At 66.9% G+C, this 26,834-nt stretch carries 26 protein-coding genes and 1 tRNA gene; 22 read left to right on the top strand and 5 right to left on the bottom strand.

Translation table 11 applies throughout. From position 1 onward, the window contains the following. Positions 1-157: 157 nt before the first annotated feature. The 19 genes from ACFFDA_RS25365 (at position 158) to ACFFDA_RS25455 (ending at position 18,408) form a co-directional block, all read left to right on the top strand. A complete protein-coding gene (locus ACFFDA_RS25365; protein WP_404480037.1) occupies positions 158-1,075 on the top strand; it encodes a phage capsid protein in 918 nt (305 codons plus the stop codon). Positions 1,076-1,131: 56 nt separating this feature from the next. Beyond that, positions 1,132-1,569: a hypothetical protein gene (locus tag ACFFDA_RS25370; protein ID WP_404480038.1), complete on the top strand. Its 438-nt coding sequence runs from the start codon at positions 1,132-1,134 to the stop codon at positions 1,567-1,569. Between the two features lie 106 nt (positions 1,570-1,675). Next, positions 1,676-1,873 (top strand): hypothetical protein, encoded by a 198-nt coding sequence (locus tag ACFFDA_RS25375; protein ID WP_404480039.1) that lies wholly within the window; start codon positions 1,676-1,678, stop codon positions 1,871-1,873. Between the two features lie 19 nt (positions 1,874-1,892). Then, positions 1,893-2,516 carry a hypothetical protein gene (locus ACFFDA_RS25380; protein WP_404480040.1) on the top strand — a complete coding sequence of 208 codons (624 nt, stop codon included), beginning with the start codon at positions 1,893-1,895 and terminating at the stop codon, positions 2,514-2,516. Continuing rightward, positions 2,516-4,774 carry a hypothetical protein gene (locus tag ACFFDA_RS25385; RefSeq protein ID WP_404480041.1) on the top strand — a complete coding sequence of 753 codons (2,259 nt, stop codon included), beginning with the start codon at positions 2,516-2,518 and terminating at the stop codon, positions 4,772-4,774. The genes ACFFDA_RS25380 and ACFFDA_RS25385 overlap by 1 nt, the downstream gene beginning before the upstream one ends. Then, entirely contained in the window at positions 4,767-5,294 is a 528-nt protein-coding gene (locus ACFFDA_RS25390) for a hypothetical protein (RefSeq protein ID WP_404480042.1), read from the top strand. The genes ACFFDA_RS25385 and ACFFDA_RS25390 overlap by 8 nt, the downstream gene beginning before the upstream one ends. Continuing rightward, on the top strand, positions 5,287-5,742 hold the full coding sequence (locus tag ACFFDA_RS25395; RefSeq protein WP_404480043.1) for a hypothetical protein: 456 nt from the start codon (positions 5,287-5,289) through the stop codon (positions 5,740-5,742). Before ACFFDA_RS25390 ends, ACFFDA_RS25395 begins: the two co-directional genes overlap by 8 nt. Continuing rightward, complete coding sequence (locus ACFFDA_RS25400; RefSeq protein ID WP_404480044.1) at positions 5,742-7,718, top strand: hypothetical protein; 1,977 nt, start codon at positions 5,742-5,744, stop codon at positions 7,716-7,718. Before ACFFDA_RS25395 ends, ACFFDA_RS25400 begins: the two co-directional genes overlap by 1 nt. Next, a complete protein-coding gene (locus ACFFDA_RS25405) occupies positions 7,715-10,261 on the top strand; it encodes a transglycosylase SLT domain-containing protein (RefSeq protein ID WP_404480045.1) in 2,547 nt (848 codons plus the stop codon). Before ACFFDA_RS25400 ends, ACFFDA_RS25405 begins: the two co-directional genes overlap by 4 nt. Continuing rightward, positions 10,258-12,693 carry a hypothetical protein gene (locus ACFFDA_RS25410; protein ID WP_404480046.1) on the top strand — a complete coding sequence of 812 codons (2,436 nt, stop codon included), beginning with the start codon at positions 10,258-10,260 and terminating at the stop codon, positions 12,691-12,693. The genes ACFFDA_RS25405 and ACFFDA_RS25410 overlap by 4 nt, the downstream gene beginning before the upstream one ends. Position 12,694: 1 nt before the next feature. Then, positions 12,695-15,190: a hypothetical protein gene (locus tag ACFFDA_RS25415; protein WP_404480047.1), complete on the top strand. Its 2,496-nt coding sequence runs from the start codon at positions 12,695-12,697 to the stop codon at positions 15,188-15,190. A 29-nt stretch (positions 15,191-15,219) separates the two neighbouring features. After that, positions 15,220-15,414, top strand: coding sequence for a hypothetical protein (locus tag ACFFDA_RS25420; protein ID WP_404480048.1), 195 nt, complete (start codon positions 15,220-15,222; stop codon positions 15,412-15,414). A gap of 13 nt (positions 15,415-15,427) precedes the next feature. Beyond that, positions 15,428-15,712 (top strand): hypothetical protein, encoded by a 285-nt coding sequence (locus ACFFDA_RS25425; RefSeq protein WP_404480049.1) that lies wholly within the window; start codon positions 15,428-15,430, stop codon positions 15,710-15,712. Continuing rightward, complete coding sequence (locus ACFFDA_RS25430; protein ID WP_404480050.1) at positions 15,709-16,182, top strand: lysozyme; 474 nt, start codon at positions 15,709-15,711, stop codon at positions 16,180-16,182. Before ACFFDA_RS25425 ends, ACFFDA_RS25430 begins: the two co-directional genes overlap by 4 nt. Next, on the top strand, positions 16,179-16,457 hold the full coding sequence (locus ACFFDA_RS25435; RefSeq protein WP_404480051.1) for a hypothetical protein: 279 nt from the start codon (positions 16,179-16,181) through the stop codon (positions 16,455-16,457). The genes ACFFDA_RS25430 and ACFFDA_RS25435 overlap by 4 nt, the downstream gene beginning before the upstream one ends. Beyond that, a complete protein-coding gene (locus tag ACFFDA_RS25440; RefSeq protein ID WP_404480052.1) occupies positions 16,454-16,867 on the top strand; it encodes a hypothetical protein in 414 nt (137 codons plus the stop codon). The genes ACFFDA_RS25435 and ACFFDA_RS25440 overlap by 4 nt, the downstream gene beginning before the upstream one ends. Before the next feature lie 10 nt (positions 16,868-16,877). Continuing rightward, positions 16,878-17,033: a hypothetical protein gene (locus tag ACFFDA_RS25445; protein ID WP_404480053.1), complete on the top strand. Its 156-nt coding sequence runs from the start codon at positions 16,878-16,880 to the stop codon at positions 17,031-17,033. 13 nt (positions 17,034-17,046) lie between these two features. Next, positions 17,047-18,018 carry a hypothetical protein gene (locus tag ACFFDA_RS25450; RefSeq protein ID WP_404480054.1) on the top strand — a complete coding sequence of 324 codons (972 nt, stop codon included), beginning with the start codon at positions 17,047-17,049 and terminating at the stop codon, positions 18,016-18,018. 12 nt (positions 18,019-18,030) lie between these two features. Next, positions 18,031-18,408, top strand: coding sequence for a hypothetical protein (locus ACFFDA_RS25455; protein WP_404480056.1), 378 nt, complete (start codon positions 18,031-18,033; stop codon positions 18,406-18,408). 77 nt (positions 18,409-18,485) lie between these two features. Here ACFFDA_RS25455 and ACFFDA_RS25460 read toward each other — a convergent pair. From ACFFDA_RS25460 to ACFFDA_RS25475, 4 genes are all read right to left on the bottom strand, one after another. After that, positions 18,486-18,561: transfer RNA gene (locus tag ACFFDA_RS25460), tRNA-Thr, on the bottom strand. Between the two features lie 68 nt (positions 18,562-18,629). After that, positions 18,630-20,357, bottom strand: coding sequence for a DUF885 family protein (locus tag ACFFDA_RS25465; RefSeq protein WP_404480057.1), 1,728 nt, complete (start codon positions 20,355-20,357; stop codon positions 18,630-18,632). 38 nt (positions 20,358-20,395) lie between these two features. Beyond that, a complete protein-coding gene (locus tag ACFFDA_RS25470) occupies positions 20,396-21,289 on the bottom strand; it encodes a hypothetical protein (RefSeq protein ID WP_404480058.1) in 894 nt (297 codons plus the stop codon). Between the two features lie 57 nt (positions 21,290-21,346). After that, on the bottom strand, positions 21,347-22,669 hold the full coding sequence (locus ACFFDA_RS25475) for a replication-associated recombination protein A (RefSeq protein ID WP_404480059.1): 1,323 nt from the start codon (positions 22,667-22,669) through the stop codon (positions 21,347-21,349). A 105-nt stretch (positions 22,670-22,774) separates the two neighbouring features. Between ACFFDA_RS25475 and ACFFDA_RS25480 the strand changes: the two genes are divergently transcribed. Together ACFFDA_RS25480 and ACFFDA_RS25485 are read left to right on the top strand one after the other, a co-directional pair. Next, a complete protein-coding gene (locus ACFFDA_RS25480; RefSeq protein WP_404480060.1) occupies positions 22,775-23,221 on the top strand; it encodes a hypothetical protein in 447 nt (148 codons plus the stop codon). Between the two features lie 71 nt (positions 23,222-23,292). Next, positions 23,293-24,105 carry a sugar phosphate isomerase/epimerase family protein gene (locus ACFFDA_RS25485; RefSeq protein ID WP_404480061.1) on the top strand — a complete coding sequence of 271 codons (813 nt, stop codon included), beginning with the start codon at positions 23,293-23,295 and terminating at the stop codon, positions 24,103-24,105. 57 nt (positions 24,106-24,162) lie between these two features. On the opposite strand, the gene ACFFDA_RS25490 is transcribed toward ACFFDA_RS25485, so the two are convergent. Then, positions 24,163-25,749, bottom strand: coding sequence for a GMC family oxidoreductase (locus ACFFDA_RS25490; protein WP_404482875.1), 1,587 nt, complete (start codon positions 25,747-25,749; stop codon positions 24,163-24,165). A gap of 169 nt (positions 25,750-25,918) precedes the next feature. On the opposite strand from ACFFDA_RS25490, the gene ACFFDA_RS25495 reads away from it, so the two are divergent. Further along, complete coding sequence (locus tag ACFFDA_RS25495) at positions 25,919-26,782, top strand: TIGR03620 family F420-dependent LLM class oxidoreductase (protein WP_404480062.1); 864 nt, start codon at positions 25,919-25,921, stop codon at positions 26,780-26,782. Positions 26,783-26,834 lie beyond the last annotated feature (52 nt).

A 26,834-nucleotide genomic window follows, 5' to 3' on the forward strand; every position in this document is an offset into this window, starting at 1 on the left:
GGCGACGATCAAGTCCCGGCCAAGCCTCGATCGCCCTGGGCCCTGTGTGGAAGCACCGCCGATCCGTGGCGTTCAAACGGTAGAGAGGCCGGGCGGCAACGCCCCCAAGCCCTTCGCAGCAACACTCCGGTTTTGTTTCGAATAAAGGGCTACGGCTATGTCCGTCGAAAATACGCAGCAACTGAAGTATAAGAACAACCTCGAGATGGAACTGCAGCTGCAGACATCGCCGCTCGAGGAAACCGTTACTATCACCGACGACGCGAGTTCGTCGAAAATCAAGATCAAGGATATCGTCGGCAACGGCGAGCCGCAGGAAGACGATGAGCGCGAAGGTGATACGCGCTGGCAGCGGCCGGGCTACGACGGCGTCTGGCTGCCGAAGCCGAACGAGCTGTACTATGCCGAGATCATCGAGAATTCCGACCAGCTGCAGACCGCGATCGACCTCAAGGGCACGGCGGTGATGAACGGCGCGGGTGTGATCAATCGCTCCAAGACCCGCCGCATCCTGCAGGGCTTTTACGGCAACCGCATCACCGGCAAGGATGGCACGGTGGTCAATCCGTTCCCGGCCAACAACTACATCCCCGTCGACACTGGCGCCGCCGCGGCGACGAAGATGAACACGGCGAAGCTAATCGCCGCCGGTGCTTTCCTGACCCGCAACTACGTGCCCGACGAAGCCGAGCGCTGGATGGTGCTGACCGCCGACGACAACACCGCGCTGCTGGGCGAAATCCCGGCGACCAGCTCCGACTTCAAGGAGGCGTTCGGCGGCACGTTCGAGAACGGCAAGATCACCGGCCTGCTGGGCTGGCGGTTCAAGCATCTCGAGCTCGACAACCCGCTCCTGGGCAACGTGCCCGCGCTCGCCACCGATGCCAACTCGTACCGGCTCAACCCCTTCTGGGTGAAATCCGGGCTGGTGCTGAACTTCTGGCAGCGCCTGCGCTCGCGGGTGGGCGAAATCCCGGAGAAGCGGTTCATGCCCGGCGTGCTCGCCGGCATGACTGCGGCCGCCTCGCGCACGCAGGAAGGCATGAGCGGCATCATCCGGAATGTGAAGGGCTGACGCCGCCAGCGGCGTCCTCGGCGCCGCCGGCCCGTCCCTCTTAGGGAGTTACGAAAATGGCAGACCTCTATCCCAAGCAGCTGGTGGGAGTGATCGATGGCACGAAGGTCCCTCCGGGCAAGGCCGATGGCCGCGAGATCGGCGCGCACAAGCGCTCGATGCTGCTCAGCAAGGTGCCGGGTACCACCTGGAACATCGGCGACGTCGTGCGTCTCGGCAAAAAGCCCAAGGGCCAGAAAATCACGTCGATCACCGTCACCACCGATACCTCGCTGGGCACCTCGACGCTCAGCGTGGGCATCGCGGGCGATACCTCGAAGTACGTCGCCGCGAAGACGGCCACCACCACCGACGTACCGAACGCACTGGGTCCGAAAGCGTCGACGCTCGACGACGATCCAGGCGCCGAGGAAGAGATGCTCATGACGATCGGCGTCGCGGCGATCGCCTCGGCCACGCTGCTCACCGTCAAGATCGAGCTCTGCGGGGTCTGATCCCCGCCTGCAGATAGCGGCCCCCTCTTCGGGGCCGTTCGGGGAGCGCCGCCAGGTCGACGCCGACAGCGCTCCCCACCCTCCTTTCCCTTCAGGGGTATGGTCGATGTTCACTGCGAAATTCACTCTTACGCGCGGCAAGCCGAAAGCCGGCGACGTCGTGATCAGCGCCGGCGCCGCCGAGGCCGGCCGCGATCGTATCAGCGTCAACATCGACGCCGACAAGATGACCAAGGGCGAGGCCATGACCGCGCTCGACAACATCAAGGCGGCCATCTTCTCGGCGAAGTGGCCGGTCTTCTAGGCGCGATCGGAGCGCCGCCGTGGCAGACCAGACTTCCGTCGCCAATCTGGCGCTCATGTTCATCGGCAGCGAGACCCGCTTGCTGTCGATCGACGATGAGAAGGATGCCGCGCGCAGCCTGAAATCAATCTGGGCGATCGAGCGCCAGGCGTTCATCCGATCAAATTCTTGGAACTGGGCAACGCGCCGCCACGCCTTGGCGGCCGAGGCGATCACCGTGCCGCCGCCCTATGAATTCTCGTACAAACTTCCGGCCCTCGCCATTCGGCTGATCTCGGTGCTCGACGGCAGCGGCCGCGACGAAGTGAGCGGTTACCAGCAGGAAGGCCGTAGCATCCTGACCAATCACGGCGCGCCGCTGCACGTGAAATGCCTGATGGATATTCCGGAAATTGCCGAGTGGGACCCGCTCGCAGCGCAGGTATTTGCTGGCAAACTGGCCCTGACTTGCGGGCAACGCATTGCCGGATCCGCGTTCGATCGCGATCTGACCCTGCGCCGGATCCGCGAGGCTTCCAGCGACGCGAAAAGCGTCGATGCCATGGAGAACCCGCCGATCGAGCAGGAAGAGAGCAGCTGGGTCACCGCGCGATGCACGGGAGGCTATTCGACCATGGGCCGGCCGGGCTGGGAAATTAACTGATGGTCGACGTGCGCAAGCTCCTGACCGGCTTCCTTGCCGGCGAGATCGACCCGATGATGCACGGGCGCATCGAAACCGATCACTATCAGTACGGTCTCTCGACTTGCGAGAACTTCGTGCCGACGAACGAAGGGCCAATCGTCAAGCGTCCCGGCTTCGAATACATCCGCGATGCGGATCCGACGTCGACCTGGCTAAGCGTCTTTCGGTTTTCGATCGCGCAGGAATACCTAATCGAATGGGGGGAGCAAAAGGCGCGGTTCTATACGAACGGCGCGCGGATCGAAACGGGGGGTGTCGCCTACGAGGTCGTTACCCCCTATGCCGCCGCCGACGCTCCGGCGCTATCGACGTCTCAGAGCTATGACCGGCTCTACATCGACCACGGAAGCTACCGTCCGGCATCGCTGTTGAGGACCAGCGCCGTCACCTTCACGCATGCCGCGCAGGACTTCCTCAACGGTCCGTTCAAGGATCGCAACACAGTCGAAGCAACCACGGTGACTGCAAGCGCCGCAGTCGGTCCCGGGATCACTGTCACCGCCAGCGCCGCGATCTTCCAGGCCGGTCATGTCGGCAGCCTTTTCCAGATCGAGGCCAAGGATTATTCCTCGGTCAAGGCGTGGGAAGCGGGCATGGAGAGCGTTGCGGTCGGCGAAAAAGTCCGGTCGGACGGCAAGGTTTATCAGTGCGACGATAACGGCGGTGGCAACAAGACGGGTACGAACCCGCCGATCCATACTACCGGCTCTGAATGGGATGGCCTCGGCAAAAAGGACATCAACGACAAGGGGCCGTACGGCGTGCGCTGGCTCTACCTGCACGATCGGTTCGGGCAGGTAAAGATCACCGCGGTTGCCGGAGATGGCCTGTCCTGCACTGCCGACGTCCAGCGCCGTCTCCCCGACCAGGTTGTCACCACGCCCACCTACCGGTGGAGCCATGGCCTGTTCTCGGATGTCGAGGGTTGGCCCTCGCTGGTCGGCGTCTGGCAGGGCCGCCAGCTGCATATCCGGTTGTTCGAGCTCGCCGCCAGCGTGGTCGGCGACTACGGCGGCGGCCGTGTGAATTTCCAGAGCTACACCAGCTCGGGCGTGCTGGCGGCGGATCTCGCGTTCCGGCGCACCATGTCGACGGAAAATCCGCCCGTCTGGATCGCCGCCGATCGCAAGCTGCTGGTCGGCACCGCCGACAAGGAATTGCTGATCGGTCCGATCAATTCCGCCCAGGCCGTCGCCGGCGACAACATCAGCCTCGAGCCGCAGAGCTACTATGGCAGCGAAGCGGTGCGGCCGCTGCAGATCGGGACGCAGACGCTGTTCGTCGAGCGCGGCGGCCGCCGGATCCGCGCCGCCGGCTTCGATATCGGCCAGGACCGGTATGTCCCCGAGGACATTACCGCCGCCGCGCGCCATATCTCGAAGTCCGGTCTGGCATGGCTGGCGCAGCAGCGAATTCCGCAAGCGGTGCTTTATGCCGGGCGTGCAGACGGCCAGGTAGTCGCGCACCCGAGCACCAAGCTCGAGGTGAAGGGATTTTCCCGCATCGTCCTGGGCGGGGGTGCCCGGGCGATATGCGGCCAGGTCATTGTCGGCGCCGATGGGCGCACCGATGAATTGTGGTTACTGGTCGAGCGCCAGCGCGCCGGCGTCGCGCGCCGCGAGATCTGGCGCCAGACCAAATGGCGCGAGCTGGGTGATCCGCAGAACGATGCGTTTTTCGTCGATGCCGGAACGCAGTTCACCGCGACTGGCGGGCAGACGACATTCACCGGTTTCACGCACCTGGCCGGGCAGCCGATCGCCGTCCTCGCCGGTGGCGGCGTCATCACCGGGATCACGGTCGCTGCGAACGGCTCGTTCACCCTGCCAGAAACCTCGGTGCCAACGGATGACTACGTTCTGACCGTAGGGCTGGCGTACACTGCCCTTGCCGTGACGCTGCGCCCCAACGTCTATACCCGCAAGGGGCCGACGCAGGGCGTGAAACAGCGTGTCCGCAAAGTGATCATGCATCTGCTCGAGACACTTGGGGTCAAGGTGGGCGATCACGCCGATGGCGACCTCGAGGAAGTGCTCGAGCGGCCGACTGCATCGCAAATGGACGCCCCGATCCCGCTATTCAGCGGCGATACGCAAGGCACGGTTTCGTCCGATATGACGCGCGACGGCCGGGTGCGCTTCGTGTCCTCGGATCCGCTGCCGGCGATCATCAATTCGGCAATGCTGGCCCTCACGGTGGACGAAGACGATGCCTGAGCCCGTCACCTTTTCCCGGATGCGGCCTGCCGACTGGTTCGAGATCGAGCGCCAGCCATCGCAGGCGCGCGTGCTCGGCGCCGAGCCGGATGACATCAACTGGGATACCGCCGAAGTGCTGGCCTCTCAGCCGGCTGCCTGGGCCGCGCGGCGGGGCGAGCGCCTTGTGGCGCTTCTTGGCATCGGCGAGCACTACGTCGGCAAGCACGGGGTGGCGTGGGCGGTGCTCGGCCGCGATCTGGGCACTGCGCATCTGGCTGTCACCCGCAAGGCGCGGGACGTCATTTGGAATAGCGGGCTCAACCGTATCGAGCTCATTGCCCGCGCTGCCGATACGTCGTTCTTCCTGCAGCGCGACCGGGCCGACATGCGCTGGGCGCTCGATGCCAAGCGCATCACACCGGAGTGCAAGTGGGCGATGCTGCTGGGCATGACGCCGGCGCACCTGATGCACGGCTACGGGCCTGACTGCGAAGCACACATGCTGTTCGAATGGTTCGGGGGACAGACGCGTGGCTGAAGCCCTGTCCATCGGCGCAAACATCGTTAAGGGCGTGGGCGGCTTCGTTGCGAGCCGTCAGCAGTCCAAGGTGCTGAAGCGCCAGGCGCGCGAGGAGGAGAACGCCGGCGCGCTGCAGTCGCTGCGGATCCGCGAACAGGCGCGCAAGGTGATTGGCGAGCAGCTCGCAGGCCAAAGCTCGAACGGCTTCATGGGCGGTACCGGATCCGCGCTCGATGCGCTGACGGAAAGCCAGGCCAATGCTGCGCTCGACGCGATGACGATCATCCGCGATGCCGGCACGAAGGCGAAGGCACTTCGGTCAGAAGCCAAAATGAAGCGGACCGAGGGCTATTTCTCGTTGGCCTCCGGCATGCTGGGCGCCGCCAGTTCGGTGGCGGGCATGAAGGATGACTGGGCGCAGGCCGGGCAAGGTTCGTCCGCCCAACATCAGGGCGGCGCCAGCTGATGGCACAGGAACGCGGATACGAGGCGCAGGTCATGCCAAAGGCGGGCGCGCCGATGCCGATGGCCAGCGCGCGGACCTATGGCGCCGAACTGGCAGATACGGTCGGACAGGTCGCCGATGACATGCACCGCCGCGAGATCCGCGCCAACCAGGTGCAGCGTTCGCAGCGGGCGGACCAGGAAGCGAGCGATTTCGCGCATAAGAATGCGCTGCACCAGCAGAACATGGACGGGATCGTCCGGCAGCTGCGCACGAACCCGACGTCGGCCGACTACGCCGAGCATGTCGACCTGGTCCAGAAAGCGGACGATGCCGCGCGCGAAAACATGCTGGCCGGCATCACGGAAGACAGTGTGCGCCGGCGCGCGGTGCAGCAGCTCGACGCGCAGCGCACGCGCCTGGTAGGGCAGGAAGCCGAATTCGCCGAGGTTCAGCGCGTCGCGAAGACGACGCTGGATGCCGGTTCCGTGCTCGACATCAACGCGAACCGGATCCGGACCAGCACAGAGCCGGCGGATCTCGGCGGGGCGATCACCGACTGGCACGGCTACGTCGACGGCTTGCAGGGGCTGACGCCAGTCCAGAAAGCCAAGCTGCGCCAACAGGGCGAGCAAACCTACACCGTCGCCTTCGTCAATCATCTGAACGACACGAACCCCACGGCCGCGCTGGCGATGCTCGATGCCGGGACGTTCGGCAGCGTGCTCGATCCGCAACAGATCGAGCAGCTGCGCAACGGGTCGATGGTAGAAGTTCGCCGTGCGCAGGCCCAGGTCGAGCACCAGGCGAACCTCGAAAACGCGGCGGCGCGCGAGGAGATCGCCACGGCGACCGAACAGGCATCGCAGGGCATCGATGTTTCCGCGCAGCTGCCCGGACTGATGGCAAAGGCGGCGGCGATGGGCGACACGTCGACCGTTGCCAAGCTGCAGGGCCTCGAGCGCGACAACGCCTTCGCGCGCGTCTGGGGCAAGGTCTCCCCGCTTACGCGCCAGCAACGCCTGCAGGCCCTCAATGCCGTCCCGGAAGCCAAGCGCTCGGAAACGGACCAGGCCGAGATCAAGTGGCTGACCGACAAGGGCGGCTCGCTCGACAGCCAGTTCAATTCCGACCCCGTCGCATTCGCGGCGCAGACCGCGCCTGCAGGCATGGGGCCGCCGCCGATCACCGAATGGGCGCCGCAGGAGCTCGCTCAGCGCGAAAAGTGGATGAAGGGCGCCGTGGGTGCCTATGGCCGCATGGAGCCGCTGACGGGCGCCGAGGCCAAAGCTCTGCAGGAACAGGCGATCGGCTCTGATGGTGGTTACCGTCAGGTGCTCTCGACCCTCGGTGGCTTCTCGGGTCGTACCGCCATGCAGGCCGTCCGCCAGGTCCTGCCGAGCGATGCCTTTGCCCAGTCGGTGGTCGCGTTGCCGGCGCCAATCCAGCGCCAGGCGTTGGACGGCCGCGAAATTCGCAAGGCCAACCCGCAAATCCTGAAAGCGCCGAAAGACGACGTGGCTACGCAGGAGCAGCTGCAGGGCCTGCGCGCCGGCTTCAACCTCGCGCTCGGCAACGTCCCGGCATCGCAGCGTAACGGTATTCTCGAGGTCGCCGAAAACATCGCGGCTGATGCCCTGGCGAAGAATGGCAGGCTTAGCGAACAGATGAGCGGCGCCATGCTTGCCCGCGCGCTCGATGCGGCGCTCGGGTCGACCGGATCAGGCCCGACCAAAAAGGGCGGTATCGGTTGGTGGAACGGCACCATGTACCTGCTGCCCGATCGCGTATCCGAGGGCGGCTTTGCAGGCCATGTGTCCCGCTACATCACGGATCATCCCGACCAGGCGCCGGTCAACCCTGATGGCACGCCCGCGAACATCCGCGCGGCGCGCCCCGTGGCGATCGGCGGAGGTCGCTACCAGTTCATGGTCGGCAACCGCGTCATCATGGGCCGCGACGGCAAGCCGTGGGTCCGCACGGTGACCGCGAAATGAGCGTCGTTGACACCCTCGAATTCGATCCGCAGCGCGTGCGGCCGCAGGGCGCGGCCGACACCAGTCCAGCGCCGGGGTTCCTTGAGACGGCCGCCGCAGGGTTCCGGTACGCGCGTGATGACCAGACTGGGCATACCGACGAAGAGCGGCGGACCGCCTACGCCCCGATCGTCACCGCGCTGAAAGAGCGCGGCAATGACCCGCGTCGCTACTTCAACCCCTACGGCGCCGAGCCGGTCAACTACGATGCGGTATGGCGCGACGTCGACGCGGCGCGCCAGAAAGATCCCGAGGCCTTCAAGGAAATCGGCGATCGCGCCAAGTTCGAGGCGGGCTGGCGCTCGAGCTTCTCGGCGCGCCAGGCGCAGGACGCCGACACGATGCAGCGCGGTGGCTGGGGCGGAGCGCTGGCGGGCGGCCTGGCCGGCAGCCTGACCGATCCGCTCAACGTCGGAAGCATGGTGCTGACAGGCGGGATGGGCGGCGCCAGCGTGGCGGGGCGCATGCTGGCGGAGGCGGCGATCAACGCAGGCGTAGAGGCGATCGAAACGCCGCTGACGATCGCCGAGCGCAAAAAGCAGGGCCGCGAGCTGACGGGCGAAGAGATCGCCATGAACATCGGCTTCGCGGCCGCCGGCGGCGCGGCCTTCAAGGGCGTGGAGATCGGCGCCCCCAAGGCGCTGGGCGCCGCGGGGCGCGCGATCATGGGCGCCCTGCCGACAGACGCCCAGGCGGCGGTTGTCCGTGTCCTGGCAAAACCCGACTTCGCGCGCACGCCCGATGAGGCGGCTGCCCTGCACGTGCTCATGCGCGGCGGGGAAATCGATGCATCGCATCCTTTCGCGGCAACCTATGAAGGCCTCGAGGCACATACGGCCCGGGTAGAAGGCACGATCGCGGCCATGTCGCGGTGGCCGGAAGCCGGCGCCGTGCAGGCCTTGGCCTCGGCTCGACCGCGCATCGCCCGGCCGGCCGCCGCCGGCGTGGCGCCCGATTTCGACACGGCCTGGCGCGCGGTGATCGGCATCGAGGGCGGCACGAACCGGGATGGATCCTTCCGCACCTCGCCCGCCGGCGCGATCGGGCCTGCCCAGGTCATGCCCGGAACGGCGCCGGAAGCCGCGCGCCTGGCTGGCCTGCCGTTCGATGAACGCCGGTACCGCACCGATGCCGCGTACAATCAGCAGCTCGGCCAGGCCTACTACCGCGAGATGCTGCGCCAGTTCGATGGTGATCCCGCGAAAGCGGCCGCCGCGTACAATGCCGGCCCCGGTAGCACGAAGCGCGGCACCGGCGTGCGCGGCGCCATGGAACGCGCCCGCCGCGCCGGCGTGCCCGACGAATGGGTTTCCTTCCTCCCGGCCGAGACGCGCGCCTATGTCGCGAACTTCCGCCGGCGCACCGGCATGGAAGCCGGTCGCACGATCGAGGGCGGGGATCTTGCCGGGGTCGACGGCGCGCCCATGCGTCCGGCGGCGCTCGATGCCGAGCGGCCGGTGGTCGACATGCCGGATGACGAACTTGCGCAATCCGTCAAGTCGCCGGATCTCCCGGAACTGCGCCGTGACCTGTTCTCGAGCGAAACTGAATGGCGCGCCGCGCAGGCGACGCTGGATGGGGAAGCTTTTGGCGTACGGCCGGCACTTGCCGATCTGGCAGAGTTGGCGCCCCCCCAGCCCGGCACAGTGCGCATGTGGCGGTCCGGCGATGGCGCGAACGGTGGATGGTTCACTTCGTCGCTCAATTATGCCCAGCAACTCGTAGAGCGCGACGGGACCAAGCTCTGGTTTGCCGACGTGCCGCGAGAGCATGAGGCGTTCTCGGGGGCGATCGATATGCAGGGGCCCGAGAACGGCTTTACCTTCAACCACGAATTTGCGGCGGGAGAGGTGAATGCCAGTCGCGTGGGAAGCGATCGGACGCACATACCTGCGTGGGTAGGTGAGAACGCGGCAGGCGTCGTGTCAATGCTCCGAGAGCGTAATCCTCGTGTACTAACGCAGGTTGAAGAACTTCATGCCCAGGACTTCACCGCAAAAGAAATCGCAGCGCAAACCGGCTTAGATGTAGATACGGTTCGCGATGTTCGATTGGGTCTGAGCTTGCCAGAACAAGGCAAAGCATCCGGCAGTGTGGCGCTTGCAATCCCAGGGGATCTTGAGCAGCGCGCGATATTCGAGGCATGGCGAACAGATCGTCGGCGGCTGACGTCGGGAAATCGCGATGCGCAGGTCCCGCCGGCGATCCTCGATGAGATCGACGCGGATGGCGGCATTGGTCCTGCCATCGTCGACCTCGAGGCCGGCAAGGTCTTCGACGATCCGACCGGCGATCCCGTCGCCCGCGTGGCCGATCTCGCCTGGCACGATGCCCAGGCGGCCGCCGCGACGCGCAAGGCGCCCGAGCAGCTGACATTCGACCTGGGCGACGGGCGCGGCGAACGCACGATGGCCGACATCGAGGCCGAGCTGAAAGCCGACGAAGACGCGATCTCCACAATCGAAAGCTGCATGGCGCCGATGCCGGCAGGGGGTGCGGCATGAGTATTTCGGTTTGCGTCCAGGGCCTGATCGCCGAGGGCAAGATCTCCAAGGGGCAGGCGGCGGAAGCCGATCGGCTTTATGGGCGCCACCTGACGGGCCTGCAGCGCGACATGCCGATGATGGCGGCTGCCAGTCTTGCCAGCGAAAGGACGATCGCCGGCCTCAAGGCACAGCTGAACCGCAAAAAGCACCTGGCTGCTCTCGCGGTAACGTCGCGCCAGCGGATCGAGGCGGATATCGCTTCGTTCAATGGCGGCAAGGGGGGCGGCCCGGCCGGCGGTGGTGCGACCATTGATCCGGCGGCCGGGCCTGCATTCCTCGCGCCCAGCGACAAGGCATCCTACTCGAGCGTCGACGCCCGCATGCGCGCGGTGCGCGGCCGCGCCCACGGCATCATGAACGGGATCCTCGCCAAACACTCGAGCAACCTGCTGGGCAAGGTACGCAATCCCGCCGAGCTGGCCGACCTGGTGCGCGAATTGTTCAAGCCGGGCTCATCGGGGAAGGCCGCCGCAAGCGAGATGGCGGACGCCTGGCGGCAGACGGCCGAGATGCTGCGCCAGCGCTTCAACGCCGCCGGCGGCGACATCGGCAAGCTCGATGACTGGGGCCTGCCGCAGTATCATGATCCGAATTTGGTGCGCCGGGCCGGCTATGAGGCTTGGCGCGGGGCGATCGCCGATCGGCTTGACCGCGCGCGGATCCTCGATGTCGAGACGGGGCGGCCGCTGGACGACGTTGAATTCGAGGCGGCGCTGCAGGAAACCTTCAACCGGATCCGCTCCGATGGATGGAGCAACCGGGATCCCGGCATCCAGGGGCAGTCGATCCTTGCCAACCGCCGATCGGAAAGCCGGTTCCTGGTCTTCAAGGGCGCCGACGACTGGATGGCCTACCAGTCGCAGTTCGGCGCCGCGACCGCGTTCGATGCGATGATGGGGCATATCGACGGCATGTCGAAAGACATCGCCATGCTCGAAATCCTGGGGCCGAACCCCAGCGCGACGGTGGGCTGGTTGAAGGATACGATCGCGAAGTCGGCCGCCGTCGACCCGGCTCCGAACAGCAAGGCGCCGGACAAGGCGCATGCCGCGAGCAAGTCGATCGACCGCCTCGTTGCTGAAATCACCGGTGCCAGTCAGCGGCCGGAAAACCGTCGGCTCGCGCTGGGCTTTTCTACGTTGCGCAGTTTCCAGACCGCGACGAAGCTGGGCGGCGCATTCCTGTCGGCAGTAACCGATCTTGGTTTCGGCGCCACCACGCGCGCGTTCAATGGCCTGCCTGTCCGAAAGATGATGGGCGACTACGTCAAGCTGTTCAAGCCGGGCTCGATCGAGGATCAGAAACTCGCGGTTCGGCTCGGCCTCATCGCGGATGAATGGAGTAGCCGGACGGCCGCGCAGGGGCGCTTCCTCGGCGAGGAGCTCACCGGCGAAGTGTCGCGCCGGATGGCCGAGGGCGTGCTGCGCGTCTCCGGCCTCGCGCGCTGGACGCAGGCCGGCCGATGGGCCCACGGCATGCAGCTGATGGGCGCAATCACCGATGCGCGCGGAAAGGCCTTCAACAATCTCGATGAAGGTTTCGCGCGCATGCTGCAGCGCTACGGCATCGGTGCGGCCGAGTGGGACAAGATCCGTGCCGCGCCCCTCGAGCGCGATCGCGGCGTCGACTGGATTTTCCCGAGCAAGGTCGAGGATCAGGAGCTTGGTGATCGCCTGCTCGAGATGGCGGCGCGCGAGGCCGACATGGCAGTTCCGACGCCGGACGTCAGCACGCGCGCCATCATCAATTCGGTGGCGCCGCGCGGCACCTGGCACGGCGAGCTCATCAAGTCGGCGTTCCTGTTCAAGTCGTTCGGGATCTCGCTGCTGCTGCAGCACGGCGCGCGCACGATGGAGCTCGCCGGCGCGAAGCGTCTCAAATACGCCGGCGGCCTGGTCATCGGCACCACTGCGATGGGCGCCCTTGCACTCTGGCTGAAAGATATCGCCGCTGGCCGGGATCCCCGCGCCGCAGACAACCTTGGTTTCTGGGGTCAGGCAGTCGCCCAGGGCGGCGGCTTCGGGATCTTCGGTGATTTCGTGAAGAGCGCGGAAAGCCGCGCCGGCGGCGGCATCGCTGGCACGCTGGCGGGCCCGTTGGTGAGCGATGCCGAGGGTCTCGCCAATATCTACCGGAATAAGAACCACGCCGGTGCCGCCTTCAAGTTCGCCCGGGGCCAGATCCCCGGCGGCACGCTCTGGTACCTGCGCACGGCGTTCGATCGGGCGGTGGCCGACCAGATACAGGAGGAGGTCGACCCCAGCTACCGCCAGTCCTGGAACCGGGTGGGCAAATGGGCCGACGAACAGGGCACCGGATACTGGTGGGCGCCCGGCGACAGCACGCCGGAGCGCGCGCCAGACATGACTAACATTGCGGGAGAAGAGTGAAATGACGGTCGCGGCCCGGTCCCCGGCAATCACCTATCAGGAGAACGGCATCACTTTACAGTTTGCCGCGCCGTTCCGGTATATCGAGGCATCGCACCTCGAGGTGGCGCGCATCGTCTCGGGCGAGGCCACGGTCTTGCCCTATGGGTCGGCGTGGAACGCCACTCCCGGGGATACGGACGATGGGGGTACCGTCACCCTGGCGGCGAGTGTGGCTGGCGCGAAACTGCGTATCCGTCGCAAGACGCCGCGTGATCAGCTGGCCCGGTACCTCAACACGGATCGCTTCCCTTCCGCTAGCCACGAATTGGCACTGGATCGCGGCGTGCTGGCGATCCAGGAGCAGGAAGTCATGGTCGGCGACCTTTACGCCCGTGGCATTTTGGCGAAGGAAGGTGAAGCCGGGGCAACGATCGACCTGAGCGGCGCCGGCGATATCCTTGTCACCGGCAATTCGGGCGACATCGAAGTGCTGCCGCGCGCGGGCTTCGCCGGGCGGTTCTTTGGTGGCAACGGACAGGGATATCCTGTGCCCCTGAGCGGCACCGGGAATGACCCTGCGCTGCGCGTTGACCTCGCCAGCGTGACGCCGGGCCTTGGCCGCAGCCTGATCGCGCGGCCGACAGTGGCGCAGTTGCTGGCGTCGACGGCGTCCGGACTGGTGGCGGGTTCGTTGGTGTATGCCGAGGACACGGCATATCAGGTGGTATCGCTGGACGGCGACCTGGTAGATGCTGCCGGCACACAATACGTGGTTCCGACCAATGCGCCGATTCGCCTGAGCATGTTGGGGGCCGTAAGCGATGCCGCGCGGTACGATGGTTCGGGCAACCGGCTGCCGGCGACGGATAACGCTGCGGCGATCACACGCCTAAACGAACTGGTGCGCCGGCGCATTGTGGCCGTGGGCAAAATCAGCGGGACGTCGTCCTTCGGTTATGCGACCAGCCAGGTCAATGTGGATCTTTCCGGGCAGTGGGGATTTTCCAATAGCCTGATCCTGTGGCCAGGCGCGAACTATACCTTGCCGGGCGGAGCACTGCTTCGCGCCCTGGCCAACGGGCAGACGATCGCCCGCACGCCCAACCCCGACGAAGTGATTGCCGCCCTGGGCGCGCAGTCAGCGTATGGAACCTATGCGCCCAAGTTGGAGGGGGGTGGCACCGTCGACGGGGACGACAAGGCATCGATCGGCGTCTTCATGGATACGGTCACCGATGGCGGTTTCGTGGACGTCGTCATCAGCAAGGTGTCCTATCGCCGTTTCACCACCACGGCGACGGGCACCAGTGCAAGCGACATCGTGGCGGTGGCCACCACCGTCAACATGCGGGTAGGCGACCTGGTGCGCATCGCCGGTGCACCGCGAGAGTTCTTCACGATCCGGTCCATATCGGGATTGAACGTGCGGTTGAGCCATCCGCTGGGCGCCGACCTAGCGGGCGCGACGCTGGGCCACCGGGCTACCGGTTTCCTGGGCAACTGTTTCCAGCAATCCGAACTGCGCCTGGTGTGTCAGCGCAACGACGTGTCCTGGTGCTTTGGCAGTAACCGCGACGGCGTGCAGTGCACGGACGTGAAGATGTTCGGCGGAAAGACCGAATTCTCCAATATCGGCGAGGTCATTGTTTCAGGCGACATCCATCATTATGGCTGCACCATCATGCACTCTTTCGAGCGAGAGGTGCATATCTGCTCCGGCATCGGGATCACTTACGTCGATCCTTATATCGAGACGCTGGCGGACAGCCAGTCCGACACGCTGGTGCCGCCAGGTGGCACAGTTCCGATCGGCTCTGCCGCCGTTCGCAACAGCCCGGCGATCTATATCACTGGCGGGCGCGTCAACCTGAAGAACATCAACTGGCCAAGCAATCCCACCAGCACTGGTTTCCGCCGGCTGATCCGGGGCGGCGATACCTTCGTTGACGGGATCCTGGGCGCAACCGTGCCTTTGCTGGAAAACCCCGCGATCGCAGGAGATTTCGGGATCGCGGAGCAGATCCCGGGCAGCACCATACGTATCCAGGGCGTGCGAGGATGGTCCAACCTGGGGACGGCAGGCGTAGGTGACAGCTTGATCGTGAAGCCCGACGGCACCACCCCCGATGCGGCCAACGCGAGCTGGAGCTATTCGGTGCTGGGTAACGAGCGCGAAATCGTGATCGGGCCCAAGCGCTGGACGACCAAGAACAACGCGAATGGCATTTTCGATCTGTTCCGCATCGGTGACACGCAACCGCGCACGCGCATTGCATCGGGCAGCGTGCAGTTCGGCGACGGAACCGCATCGCCCGACGTTGCCGTGCAGCGCGCGTTTGGGCTGCCGGCACTGCAGGTGAACGGCCTTTATGTGGGCACCCGGGCGTCCGTTCCCGCCACCAGCAGCGCTGCGGGTATTCCCGGGAATTACGCCGTGGGCGGCGGGTTTGCCTATTTCTACACCGGCGACGGCACCACCCACAGCTGGGTTCGCATCGCCACGAGCACGTTCTGAACGATTACAAGCCAGCGAAAGGGCAGGCCATGACCATCTCGATCTCCATCACCACGTCGGACGACACGTCGGCGCGCCTCTCGCTTTCGGATGGGACCGTGCAAGTCCTGGGAGCGAATGCATCCTACGCTGTCGCGGTGGAGAACGGAGTGGCGGCTTTCATCGAGGTATACGTGGATCCGCGCGAGAGCATGGATGGCCTTGACGGCGCCGCCACGTCCTGAAGGCCTGGTGCCCATGCCTGAGCGCCCGACCCATGCCGAGCAGCGGATGCTTTCCGCGATGGCGACGATGACGGACGAAATCCGCGCCTTGCAGGGCAAGGTCGGCTCGCTGGAAGGCAAGTTCGGTCCGCTGGAAATCAAGGTGAGCGAGACGAAGGACATCGTCGAGGCCTGGGGCGCGGTCAAGACGCTGGGGAAATTCATCAAGTGGCTGGGCGCGTTGGTGGCGGCAGTCACCGCCGTGGCGATCGGCGTGAAGCTGGGCGTCCAGCATTTGTTCGGGAGATCAGGAATATGACGGGTCGCACGTTGGGCGCCGCCGGCGCGAAAATCATCAAGAAGTGGGAAGGCTGCGCCAGGAAGCTGCCCGATGGCCGGTTCGCGGCCTATCCCGATCCCGGCAGTGCCGACGGCAAGCCCTGGACGAGCGGGTGGGGATCGACCGGCGCCGACGTGAAAAAGGGCGTGGTCTGGACGCAGGCCCAGTGCGACGCCCGGTTTGACGCCGAGATCGTCACTTACGTGAAACAGGTGGCGGCTTTCATCGGTGAAACGCCGACGACCCAGAACCAGTTCGATGCGCTCGTCTCGTTCCATTACAACACTGGGGCGATCGGGAAATCTTCCCTGGGCCGGCTGCACAAGGCCGGGCAATATGCCGAGGCCCAGGCCCAGTTCGGCAAGTGGATATACAACGACCGCAAGCCAATGGACGGCCTGAAGTCCCGCCGGGCCGAAGAGGCCAGGCTTTACGGCACCAAGTCATGATCGCGACGACGACGGACGATCAGGCCGCGCGGCCGATCCCCGCGACCATTCCAATGCCGGACCATCCCATCCGGCAGACGGGATGGTTTCAGGCCTACGTGCGCCTGGCCCGGCCAACGGCAGAATGGGTGACGGCGGCCGGGCTGCTTTATGCCTTCGTGGTGGGCCCGGCGATCGAGCGTCCGCTGGCGGAAGGCTATCTGGTCCAGGTGCTGCTGTTCGCCGGCGGGATCTTCGGTGTGCGCGCCTTCGAGAAAGTGAAAGGTGTGGCATGAACAAGCTCGCAACTTTCTTCGCATCGATCGTGGGGCGGTTGCTGCTGGCTTTGGTAGCCATCGGCGCAATCCTGTTCGGGCTGCATCAATGCCAGACTGCGCGCAGGGCGGGCAGCGAGGCCGCTCTCAGCGCGCAAATGGGAAAAGCGGCATCCGACGACGGCAAAGACGCCGTTGGAGTCGTAGGTGCTGTTTCCGGGCGAAATTCAGCAAGCGACGATCTGACCAGGGAGAATGAAGATGCGATCCGCAATGCGCCTGGCGCGGCTACGCCTGTCGATCCCGGTGTGCGCGATGCTGGCCTTGCCGGGCTGTGCCGCCGGGCCGCCTATCGTGACAGCGAAAAATGCCTGCAGCGACCTGTTGCCGGCGGAGTGGCGCCAGGCGGTGCCGGGCGCGCCGCTCCCTGATGGCAATACAGTGGGCGACTGGGTGCAGTTCGGCGATGCGCAGACCGGCCAACTGGACAAGGCGAACGATCGGACGACGTCGGCGATCGGCATCGTGGAGCGGTGCGAGGCACGCGACGCGGCAGCGATCGCAGCGGCACGTCGGCCGTGGTGGAAAATCTGGTAAGGAGTACCTGACGATGACAAAGTTTCGCGCGCTGGGACTAGCGCTGTTCCTGGCCTTGCTGTCGCCCTTCGCGGCCATGGCCCAATCGACCAGCGCGCAGCCCACCGAGGGCTATGGTTCCAACATCACCGTGACGACCAGCTGGGCGGACCTGGTGACGACATATACTGGGATGGTGAGCGCGCCGGCCTTCGTCCACAACATCGGCACGTCGCGGGTAGTGGTGTTCTTCACCGCCTCGGCGTCGGCGCCAACGGCGGGTGGGATCGTGATAAAGCCGGGCGATACGCTATCCGGCTCCGCCGCGCATGTGTGGATACGGTCGATCGACAGCACTGGCATCGTGACGGTGGGCAAAGTCTCCGCCGCGATGGGGGATGCGAACGGGGGTGCCGTCCAGGGTGGTAGTGCCGCAGGCGCGGCGGATAGCGGCAATCCGGTCAAGATCGGCTGCATCTACACCGCTACCATGCCGACGTTGGCTGACGGCCAGCGCGGCAATGTCTCGTGCGACAGCCGAAGCAATGTTTCAGTTTTCGCCAAGTTCGGCCTGGCGACGGGCAACGATACCGTCTCGAACGCAGTGCTGGCTTCTCCCGGATCGGTCACTGCGGCGAACCCATCAGGCAATCCCAACCTGATGACAGTTGCCAACTGGTATTATGACGGCACGCAATGGGTGCGGATCCGGGGCGACACGAACGGCAGTTTCGTGGTGGGCAAGGGCGGGGCCGGTCTCAATAGCGGGCAGGTCAGTGTCGGCACATCATCAACCCTGGTTGCCGCGGCACGCGCCGGTCGAGGAAAGATCATATTGGGCGTAGGGGCTGCGAATACATGCGCTTTCGGCAACACCGGGGTTACCACGACCACGGGATATCCGTTGCAGCCGATCGCCGGCGCCAGCCTGACACTGGACAGTTCGGCCGCGATCTATGCCGCCTGCAGTGCCACCACCACGGTCAGTTTCCTGGAGCAATACTAAAGGGAGGTTCGCATGCGTTGCCTGCTTCTGTGCTTGCTGCTTTCGTTGTACGCTCGTCCGGCCGCTGCCCAGGTGGCCTATCCGTTTCCGACAGCGACGATCGCGGACGTCCTGCAATACACGACGCCGGTGACGGGTGCGACGGTAGCGATGGATGCGGGCTCGTCGCTGCTGATAATCAACAATGCAGCGTTGCTGGTCAGTCTGACGGTGACCTTGCCGCCCAGTCCGATGGACGGGCAGCGGGTAATCATTGCCAGCGGCGCCGGTGTCACCCTGCTGACGGTCAACGGTGGTACGATCAAGGGAATTATCACCGGATTATCGGTGAACGGCTATGCCCGCTTTGCCTACAGCGCGGCCGCCGGCGCGTGGTTTCGCACGGGGTAGCTTCCAGTCGTGTTGGAATTCCAACATTATCGATGTTGGAAAGGTCTCCATAAAATCTAGCTAAGTGCTTGATTTTATGGTGCCGGCTACAGGATTCGAACCCGTGGCCCCCTGATTACAAATCAGGTGCTCTACCAACTGAGCTAAGCCGGCATGCCTTGCGGCAGGTCCGGGCCCTTACCGCGAGCGGGGGGCGCCGGTCCAGTGGGAAAACCACAGGCTCAGAAAACCGCGTGCGGCGCGTCCTCGTGCATCATGGCCTGGCGGACCAGCGGAATCGGCGGGCCGCCGCGGCTGAGGAAGTCGTCGTGGAAGGCCTTCCACGCGGTGCGGCCGCCGCGCGTGGCGGTCCAGTCGGCGCGCAGCTTGCGGATCATCAGCTTGCCTAGCGTGTAGTTGAGGTAGGCCGGATCGTAAGTCCCGCGCGCGGCCTGCTGCTCGGCGGTGCCTTCGTCCTGGTAGCACTGCTCCATGAACAGCGTCTTCGACTGCGCCTGCGTCATGCCGCGCGCGTGGAGGCCGATCGCCGAGAGGTAGCGGCAGTTGCGCAGCAGCGCGTTGGAGATCTGGCCGACCTGGACGCCGGGGTCGCCGTTGCCCAGCCCCGCCTCCAGCATCATCTCCTCGGCATAGTGGGCCCAGCCCTCGGCATAGGCGTAGCCGACGAAGAGCTTGCCGACCATCGAGGGCGCGGCGTTGGAATGGAGGAACTGCAGGTAGTGGCCGGGCATGACCTCGTGGACGGTGGTAAACAGCAGGTCGGACTTGCCGGGGATGTAGTCCATCTGCATCTGTCTGGACCACGCCGGGTCAGGCGGCGAGATGTAGTAGATCGACGAGCCGCCATTCTCCAGCGGCCCCGGCGGGTCGATATAGGCCGAGTTCGCGCGGTTGTAGGGCGGGCTTTCCTCGACTTGCGCCAGCCTGGTGCCGGGGATCGTGACGATGTCGTGGCTGCGCACGAAGGCCGCGAGGTCGGGGATCTCCCGGCGGGCCTCGGCGACGGGGCCGCCTTCCGGCTTGTCGGCGCGCATCTTGTCGAAGCACTGCTGGACGGTCTTGCCGGGGGTGTACTTCGCGCAGGCCGCCTTGAGCGCCTGCTGGTTGCGCAGGAGGTCGGCGCGGCCGGCCGCCTCCAGTTGGTCGAGCGGGGCGTCGACCGCCTCGGTGGCGGCGACCATGCGCGAGAACTTGTCCGCGCCCAGCGCGAAGGCTTGAGTCGGGGTGGCCCTGGCGACCTGGTCGGCGACCGCGCTCATGGCGGCGGCTGCGGCTTCGGAGGCGTCCTTGAAGTCGGCCTGGAGCGCCGGGTCGGCGACGTCGGCGAAAGCGGCGCGGGCATCGCCGCGATAGTATCCGGCGAGGCCGCCGAAACCGTCCTTGCCCAGCTTGATGAAGCTGGCCGGCATCGCCGCGGGCAGGTTGGCGCGGATGTTGGCGGCCTGTGCGGGCACGGCCTTGAAGAAGGCGATCATCGCCTTCATCCGCGTCGGCTTGTCGGCATAGTCGCGGCTGACGTAGACGTTCGGGTCGAGCCCGCCGTTGATGTAGAACGAGGGGTTGGTGTGCGGCTGGTCGGCGTCCTCCAGCCAGAACAGCTGGCCCTTGGCGACCTGTACGAGATAGTCGCGCTCGAAGCGGTCGGCGTCGGAAAGGTCGGTGAACGTCGCGGCCTCGTCGATCACCGAATGCAGGAACGCGCCGCGGGCCTTGAGGCCGGCCTCGCTCCAGTCGGGCAGCTTGCCGTCGTACTGGTGCGCGCCTTCGTAGATCGCGAAGGACGGGTCGGTGGCGAACCACTGGTCGATCGACTTGCGGACGAACTGCTGCCACGTCGCGCGGGGGGCGGACGGGGCGGTCGTCGTGGCGACGGTGTCGGCGGGCGGCGGCGTCGTGGCGCAGGCGGCCAGCGAGAGGCAGGCGATGCCTGCCAGCAGAACGGACTTCATGGAATTGGGGGCTCCCTGATTATGGAGCAGGTTGTGCGTCAGGGCGCGCCGAAGGTCCAGCCCTCGGTGGCGGCGAGTTCGGGGGTGAGTTCGCCCGGGTGCCACAGCTCGGCGCGGTGGGCGGCGGTGCGCAGCCAGGCGGCAGTGACGAGGGCGTCGGCGCTGTGGTCGTCGATCGCGCCGCTGCCGCCCGCGGGCCGCGAGCCCAGTCGGACCAGCGCGGCGTCGAGCGCGGCGTGGTCGGTCATCTTGGCGCGACCCGCGGTGCGGCCGGCGGCGACGGCGGCAAGGGTGGTGTAGATCTCGACCACCAGCGAGCCACGGGCGGGCAGCGGGTCGATCGGCCAGACCGGCAGGCGCCCGCCAAGCCGGTGCAGCAGCCGCATTCCCGTGAGGCTCGACTTGCCGACTTGCGCCGCGCCGACGAGGTTGAAGTTCGAATAGGGCTTGCACCCGGCCCGCGCCTGCGCCGCCTCGGTCACGCGCATCCGGCCGCGCTTGTGCAGGGCGCCGGGCAAGTGGAACTGCACCCCCTCGCGTCCGCCGTGACGGCGGAAATAGGCGCTGAGGTCGTCGTGGTCGACGAAGCTGGCGGCGGCGAGGTGGGGATCGGGCGCGCAGACCGCGTCGATCAGGGCCCAGAGGGCGCGGGCATCGGGCGGGCTCTGCGCCCAGCCGGGAAAGAAGGCGCCGGCGTCGGCGAAGGGCAGCGAGATGCCGAGGTCCATCCCGACGAGGGTGTCGGGGGGCAGGTGGCCCGCGAGCAGGTCGAGCACGTCGGCGCGAGACCAGCGGGCGTGGCCGGGCGGGGCGAGCAGGCGAGGGGCCTCTTCGCCCCGCGTGCACAGGGCCAGGGCGATGCCCTTCTGCCGCTCGCCCAGTGCGCCGGACCAGTCGATGGCGAGGAAGTTGCGGAAGTGCATCGGTTTCATGATCCATCGTCATCGCGGATCAAGTCCGGGACGACGTAAGCCTTCTTTATTCGCCCATTACCCTTCCCGCCGCTCGGCCCGCTTCCTGTCCCACCATTCGAGGCGCTTCTTCACCTCGCGCTCGAAGCCGCGTTCGACGGGTTCGTAGTAGACCTGCGGGCCCATTTCCTCGGGCCAGTAGTCGTCACCAGAGAAGCCGTCCGGCGCATCGTGGTCGTAGGCGTAGTCCTTGCCGTAGCCGATGTCCTTCATCAGCTTGGTCGGCGCGTTGAGGATGTTGGCGGGCGGGCTTAGCGATCCGGTCTCGCGCGCGGCCTTGAACGAGGCCTTGAACGCCGCGTAGGCCGCGTTCGACTTGGGTGCCGTGGCGAGGTAGAGGCAGGCCTGGACGATCGCCAGTTCGCCCTCGGGAGAGCCGAGAAATTCGTAGGCGTCCTTGGCGGCGAGGCACTGCACCAGCGCCTGCGGATCGGCGAGCCCGACGTCCTCGCTGGCGAAGCGGACGAGGCGGCGCAGGACGTAGAGTGGCTCCTCCCCGGCCGTGAGCATGCGTGCTATGTAGTAGAGCGCGGCCTGCGGGTCCGATCCGCGCAGCGACTTGTGCAGCGCGCTGATGAGGTTGTAGTGCCCGTCGCGGTCCTTGTCGTAGACCGCCACGCGCCGCTGCAGGAACTGGCCGAGGCCCGCCGGGTCGAGCGGCTCGGGAATGCGTGCGGCGTAGAGCGTCTCGGCCTGGTTGAGCAGGAAGCGCCCGTCGCCGTCGGCCGAGGCGACCAGCGCCTCGCGCGCGGGCGGGGTCAGCGGCAGCGGGCCTTCGAGGTCTTCGGCCTTGCCCAGCAGCGCGGACAGCGCCGCAGCGTCGAGGCGGTGCAGGATCAGCACCTGGGCGCGGCTGAGCAGCGCCGCGTTGAGCGCGAAGCTGGGGTTCTCGGTCGTCGCTCCCACCAGCGTCACGGTGCCGCGTTCGACGAAAGGCAGGAAGCCGTCCTGCTGCGCACGGTTGAAGCGGTGGATCTCGTCCACGAAGAGGAGGGTGCGCTGGCCGGCCTTCGCGGCGACGTCGGCCTCGGCGAAGGCCTTCTTGAGGTCGGCCACGCCCGAGAACACCGCCGAGACGGCATGGAAGCGCATCCCCACCGCATCGGCGAGCAGGCGCGCGATGCTGGTCTTGCCGGTGCCGGGTGGCCCCCACAGGATCATCGAGGACAGGCGCCCGGCCGCCACCATCCGCCCGATCGCGCCTTCCGGCCCGGTCAGGTGCTCCTGCCCCACGACATCGGGCAGCGCACGCGGGCGCAGGCGATCGGCGAGCGGGGCATCCTCGCGCAGGGCGTCGGGGGCCTGCGGCGGCGGGAGGTCATCGGCGAAGAGGTCGGCCATGGAGCCTATCTAGGGGCTCATGGTGCAAACGTCATCCCGCAGAGGGCCGATTGCGCGACCATGGGGACAGGCGTAGCCTGCGCGCGAACCTGGGGGACGAGGGCGATGGCGAGAGTTGCCGGAAACGAGGAAACGAGGCCCGGCCGGCGCTACTGGCTGGTCGCCCTGGCGGCGCTTGCGTGGAACGCGTTCGGCTGCCTCGACTTCACCATGACCGCGACGCGCAACGCCGCCTGGCTGGCGCCGCTGCCGCGCGAGGTCATCGACTGGCTCGACGCCGCGCCGACGTGGTCGATGTTCACCTGGGCGCTCGGCGTCGGGGGCGGGCTGGCCGGGGCGCTGTGCCTGCTGGCCCGCTCGCGCTGGGCGGTCCCGGCCTTCGCGGCATCGCTGCTGGGACTGGCGGTCAACCAGGCATGGCAGCTTGCCTCGGAACCGCCCGCGAGCATGACCGGCGCGGACAGCATCATCCTTGCCGTGGTGATCTGGGCCGTGGCGCTGGCGTTGCTCGGATATGCGGTGACGAAGCGCCGCGAAGGTGTGCTGCGCTGAGGCGAGATTGCCCGTGCCCGTTCCCGTCCAAGACTGTATACTCGTAGTCATACGGGAGAGGAATCGCATCAATGCCGCATCCGCTTGGGCTCGAACTGTTGACGGTGCTCGGGCTCGGCCCGGTCGAACATGTGACGCTCGCCGCAGACCTTGGCTGCACCGCCGTCTCGATGGGGCTGGTCCAGCTTCCCGAGCGGTTCAATCCCCACGGCTATCCCGGCTGGTCGCTGCGCGACGACGCCGGCCTGCGCCGTGAACTCAAGGCCGTGCTGGCCGATCGGGGCGTGTCGATCTCGATCGCCGAAGGGCTGGGCGTTTCGGCCACGCTCGATGCCACCGAACGCGCGGCGGACATGGACCTCTTCGCCCAGCTCGGCGCGCTGCGGGTCAACGCCGTCGACATGGGCGTCGAACGCGCACGGGCCTTCGACCAGCTTGCCACCCTCGCCGCGATGGCGGGGGAGCGCGGCATGGAGTTCTCGATCGAGTTCTGCCCCGCCTTCACCATCCGCTCACTGGCCGAGGCGCTGGAGGCGGTCCGTCATATCGGCGAAGGCCAGGCGACGGTGCTGATCGATTCGCTGCACTTCTTCCGCTCGGGCGGAAAAGTGCGCGAGATCGCCGAGCTGGACCCGGCGCTGATCGGCCACGTCCAGCTCAGCGACGCCCCGCGCAAGGCGGAAGGGGACTACATGATCGAGGCGATGTCCGGCCGCATGATCCCCGGGCAGGGCGAACTGCCGATGCGCGAATTCGTCGAAGCCCTGCCGCGCGGGCAGGTGCTGGGGCTCGAGGTCCCGCTGATGGCGGCGGCGCAGAGCGGGCGGGCGGTGCGGGACTACGTGGGCGAAATCGTCACGCGGACGCGGGAACTGCTGGTCTGAGGAGCTTTTCACGTCGTCCCCGACTTGACCGGAGACGAGCGGTTGAGTCCGCCCAGCCTACCTGCGCCCCGCCGCGAGGACCATCTCCGCCCCCTTCTCGGCGATCATCATCGTCGGTGCATTGGTGTTCCCCGAGGTGATCGCCGGCATCACCGAGGCGTCGATGACGCGCAGGCCCGCGATGCCGGTGACGCGTAGCTGGTGGTCCACCACCGCGCCCATCGCCGCGGTGCCGACGGGGTGGAAGATGGTCGTGCCGATCTGGGCGGCGGCGCGCTGCAGTTCCTCCTCGCTCTGGAAGGCGATGCCGGGGCGAACTTCCTCGGGGTGATAGCGGGCGAGGGCGGGCTCGGCGACGATGCCACGGGTGATGCGGATCGCCTCGGCGGCGACGCGACGGTCCTCCTCGGCGGAGAGGTAGTTGGGGCGGATCGACGGCGCGATAGCCGGATCGGCGCTGGCGATGCGGCTGGTGCCCCGGCTTTCCGGACGCAAGTTGCACACGCTGGCGGTGAAGGCGGGGAACGGATCGAGCGCGCCGCCGAAAGCCGCCAGGCTCAGCGGCTGGACGTGGTATTCCAGGTTGGCGGTGGCGTAGCGCGGGTGGCTGCGGGTGAAGACGCCCAACTGGCTCGGCGCCATCGCCATCGGCCCGGTCCGGCGAAGCGCATATTCGAGGCCGATCAGCGCCTTGCCGAACAGGTTCGCGGCGCGGGCGTTGAGCGTCGCCACGCCCGAGACGCGCCAGGCGCAGCGCAGTTGCAGGTGGTCCTGCAAATTGGCCCCCACCGCAGGCCGGTCGAGCACAGTGGCGATGCCCAGTTCGGCCAGCCGCGCGCCGTCGCCGATGCCGCTGCGCTCCAGGATCGCGGGCGAGCCGATGGCGCCGGCGGCCAGGATCACTTCGCCGCCCGCGCGCGCCTCGCGCCTCGTCCCGCCCAGCGCGTAGGCGACGCCCACCGCGCGGCCCTGCTCGACGATCACGCGATCGACCAGCGCCCCGGTCTCGACCTTGAGGTTGGCGCGACTGCGCACCGGCTTCAGGAAGGCGTCCGCCGCGCTCCAGCGCCAGCCCTTGCGCTGGGTGACCTGGAAGAAGCCGGCGCCTTCGTTGTCGCCGGTGTTGAAGTCGTGCGTGTGCGGGATGCCGTGCTGCCCGCAGGCCTCGCGGAAGGCTTCGAGGATGTCCCAGCGCAGGCGCTGCTTCTCGATGCGGATCTCGCCGCCGTCGCCGTGGAATTCGCTCGCGCCTTCGTAGTGGTCCTCGGCGCGGGTGAAGTACGGCAGGACCTCGTCCCAGCCCCAGCCCGTGTTGCCGGCCTGGCGCCAGCCGTCGTAGTCGGCGGCCTGGCCGCGCATGTAGATCATGCCGTTGATCGACGAGCAGCCGCCCAGCACGCGCCCGCGCGGGTACTTGAGCGCGCGGCCGTCCAGCCCTTCCTCGATCTCGGTCGACATGCACCAGTCGGTGCGCGGGTTGCCGATGCAGTAGAGGTAGCCGACGGGGACGCGAATCCAGATGTAGTCGTCCTTGCCGCCGGCTTCGAGCAGCAGGACACGCACTTTCGGATCGGCGCTGAGGCGGTTGGCAAGCACGCAGCCCGCGCTGCCCCCGCCGACGATGATGTAGTCGAACTCTCCCATGTCCATGGGCTAGTCCGAGGGCCGGGCGCGATCAAGTAGCGGCTTGGACCGGTGCGCGTGCCGGCGATTTGCCCGCTCGAGCGATGGCACGCGCTTGGCCGGCGCAAAGGGCCTTGATGGCGCGGGCCGGCTACCCCAGGTTCGCGGGCGAAGATTTCGGGAGAGAGCCATGAGCGTACCTACCATCGGCAAGATCGGCCTCTGGTCGCTGGAGATGCGCTTCGGCGACAAGGCCCGGTCGAGCGCGGCGGCCGAGGAACTCGATGCGCTGGGCTATGGCGCGGTGTGGATTCCGGGCGGGATCGACGATGGCGCTCCCGCCGACGTGGAGCGCCTGCTCGGCGCCACCGCGCGGATGACGATCGCGACGGGCATCCTCAACATCTGGAAGCACGAGCCGGCGCAGCTTGCCGCGTGGTTCGCGGGCCTGCCCGAGGCGGCGAAGGCGCGCACCCTGCTGGGCCTGGGCATCAGCCACGGCCCGATCATCGGCGAGAAGTGGGGCAAGCCGCTGGAAGTGACCTCGGCCTTCCTCGACGGCCTGTTCGCGGCGGGGATGCCGCGCGACAACGTGTGCCTCGCGGCGCTGGGGCCCAAGATGGTGGCGCTCTCGGGTGAGCGTACCGCCGGCGCGCATCCCTACCTCGTCACCCCCGAGCATACCGCGCAGGCGCGCGCGATCCTTGGCGAAGGACCGTTGCTGGCGCCCGAGCAGGGCGTGATCCTGGAGGAAGACCCGGCGAAGGCGCGCGAACTGGCGCTCGGCGTGCTGGGGACCTATGCTCCCCTGCCCAACTACCGCAACAACTGGCTGCGCCTGGGCTTCAGCGAGGCGGAGATCGATGCCGGCGACGACCGCCTGCTCGACGCGCTGTTCGCCATCGGCAGCGTGGAGAAGACGGCCGCGCGGGTCCAGGCCCATTTCGACGCGGGAGCGGACCACGTCTGCCTGCAGGTGATCGCGGGGCCGCAAGGCGGCACGTTCGACGCGCTGCTTCCTCACTGGCGCGCCCTCGCACAAGCCCTGCTGTGAGGGCGTTCGCCGCCGCCGCGCCGGAGAAATGACGGCAGGGTGGCCTTCGATT

Source organism: Novosphingobium sp. BL-52-GroH (assembly GCF_044813085.1).
Taxonomy (GTDB): domain Bacteria; phylum Pseudomonadota; class Alphaproteobacteria; order Sphingomonadales; family Sphingomonadaceae; genus Novosphingobium.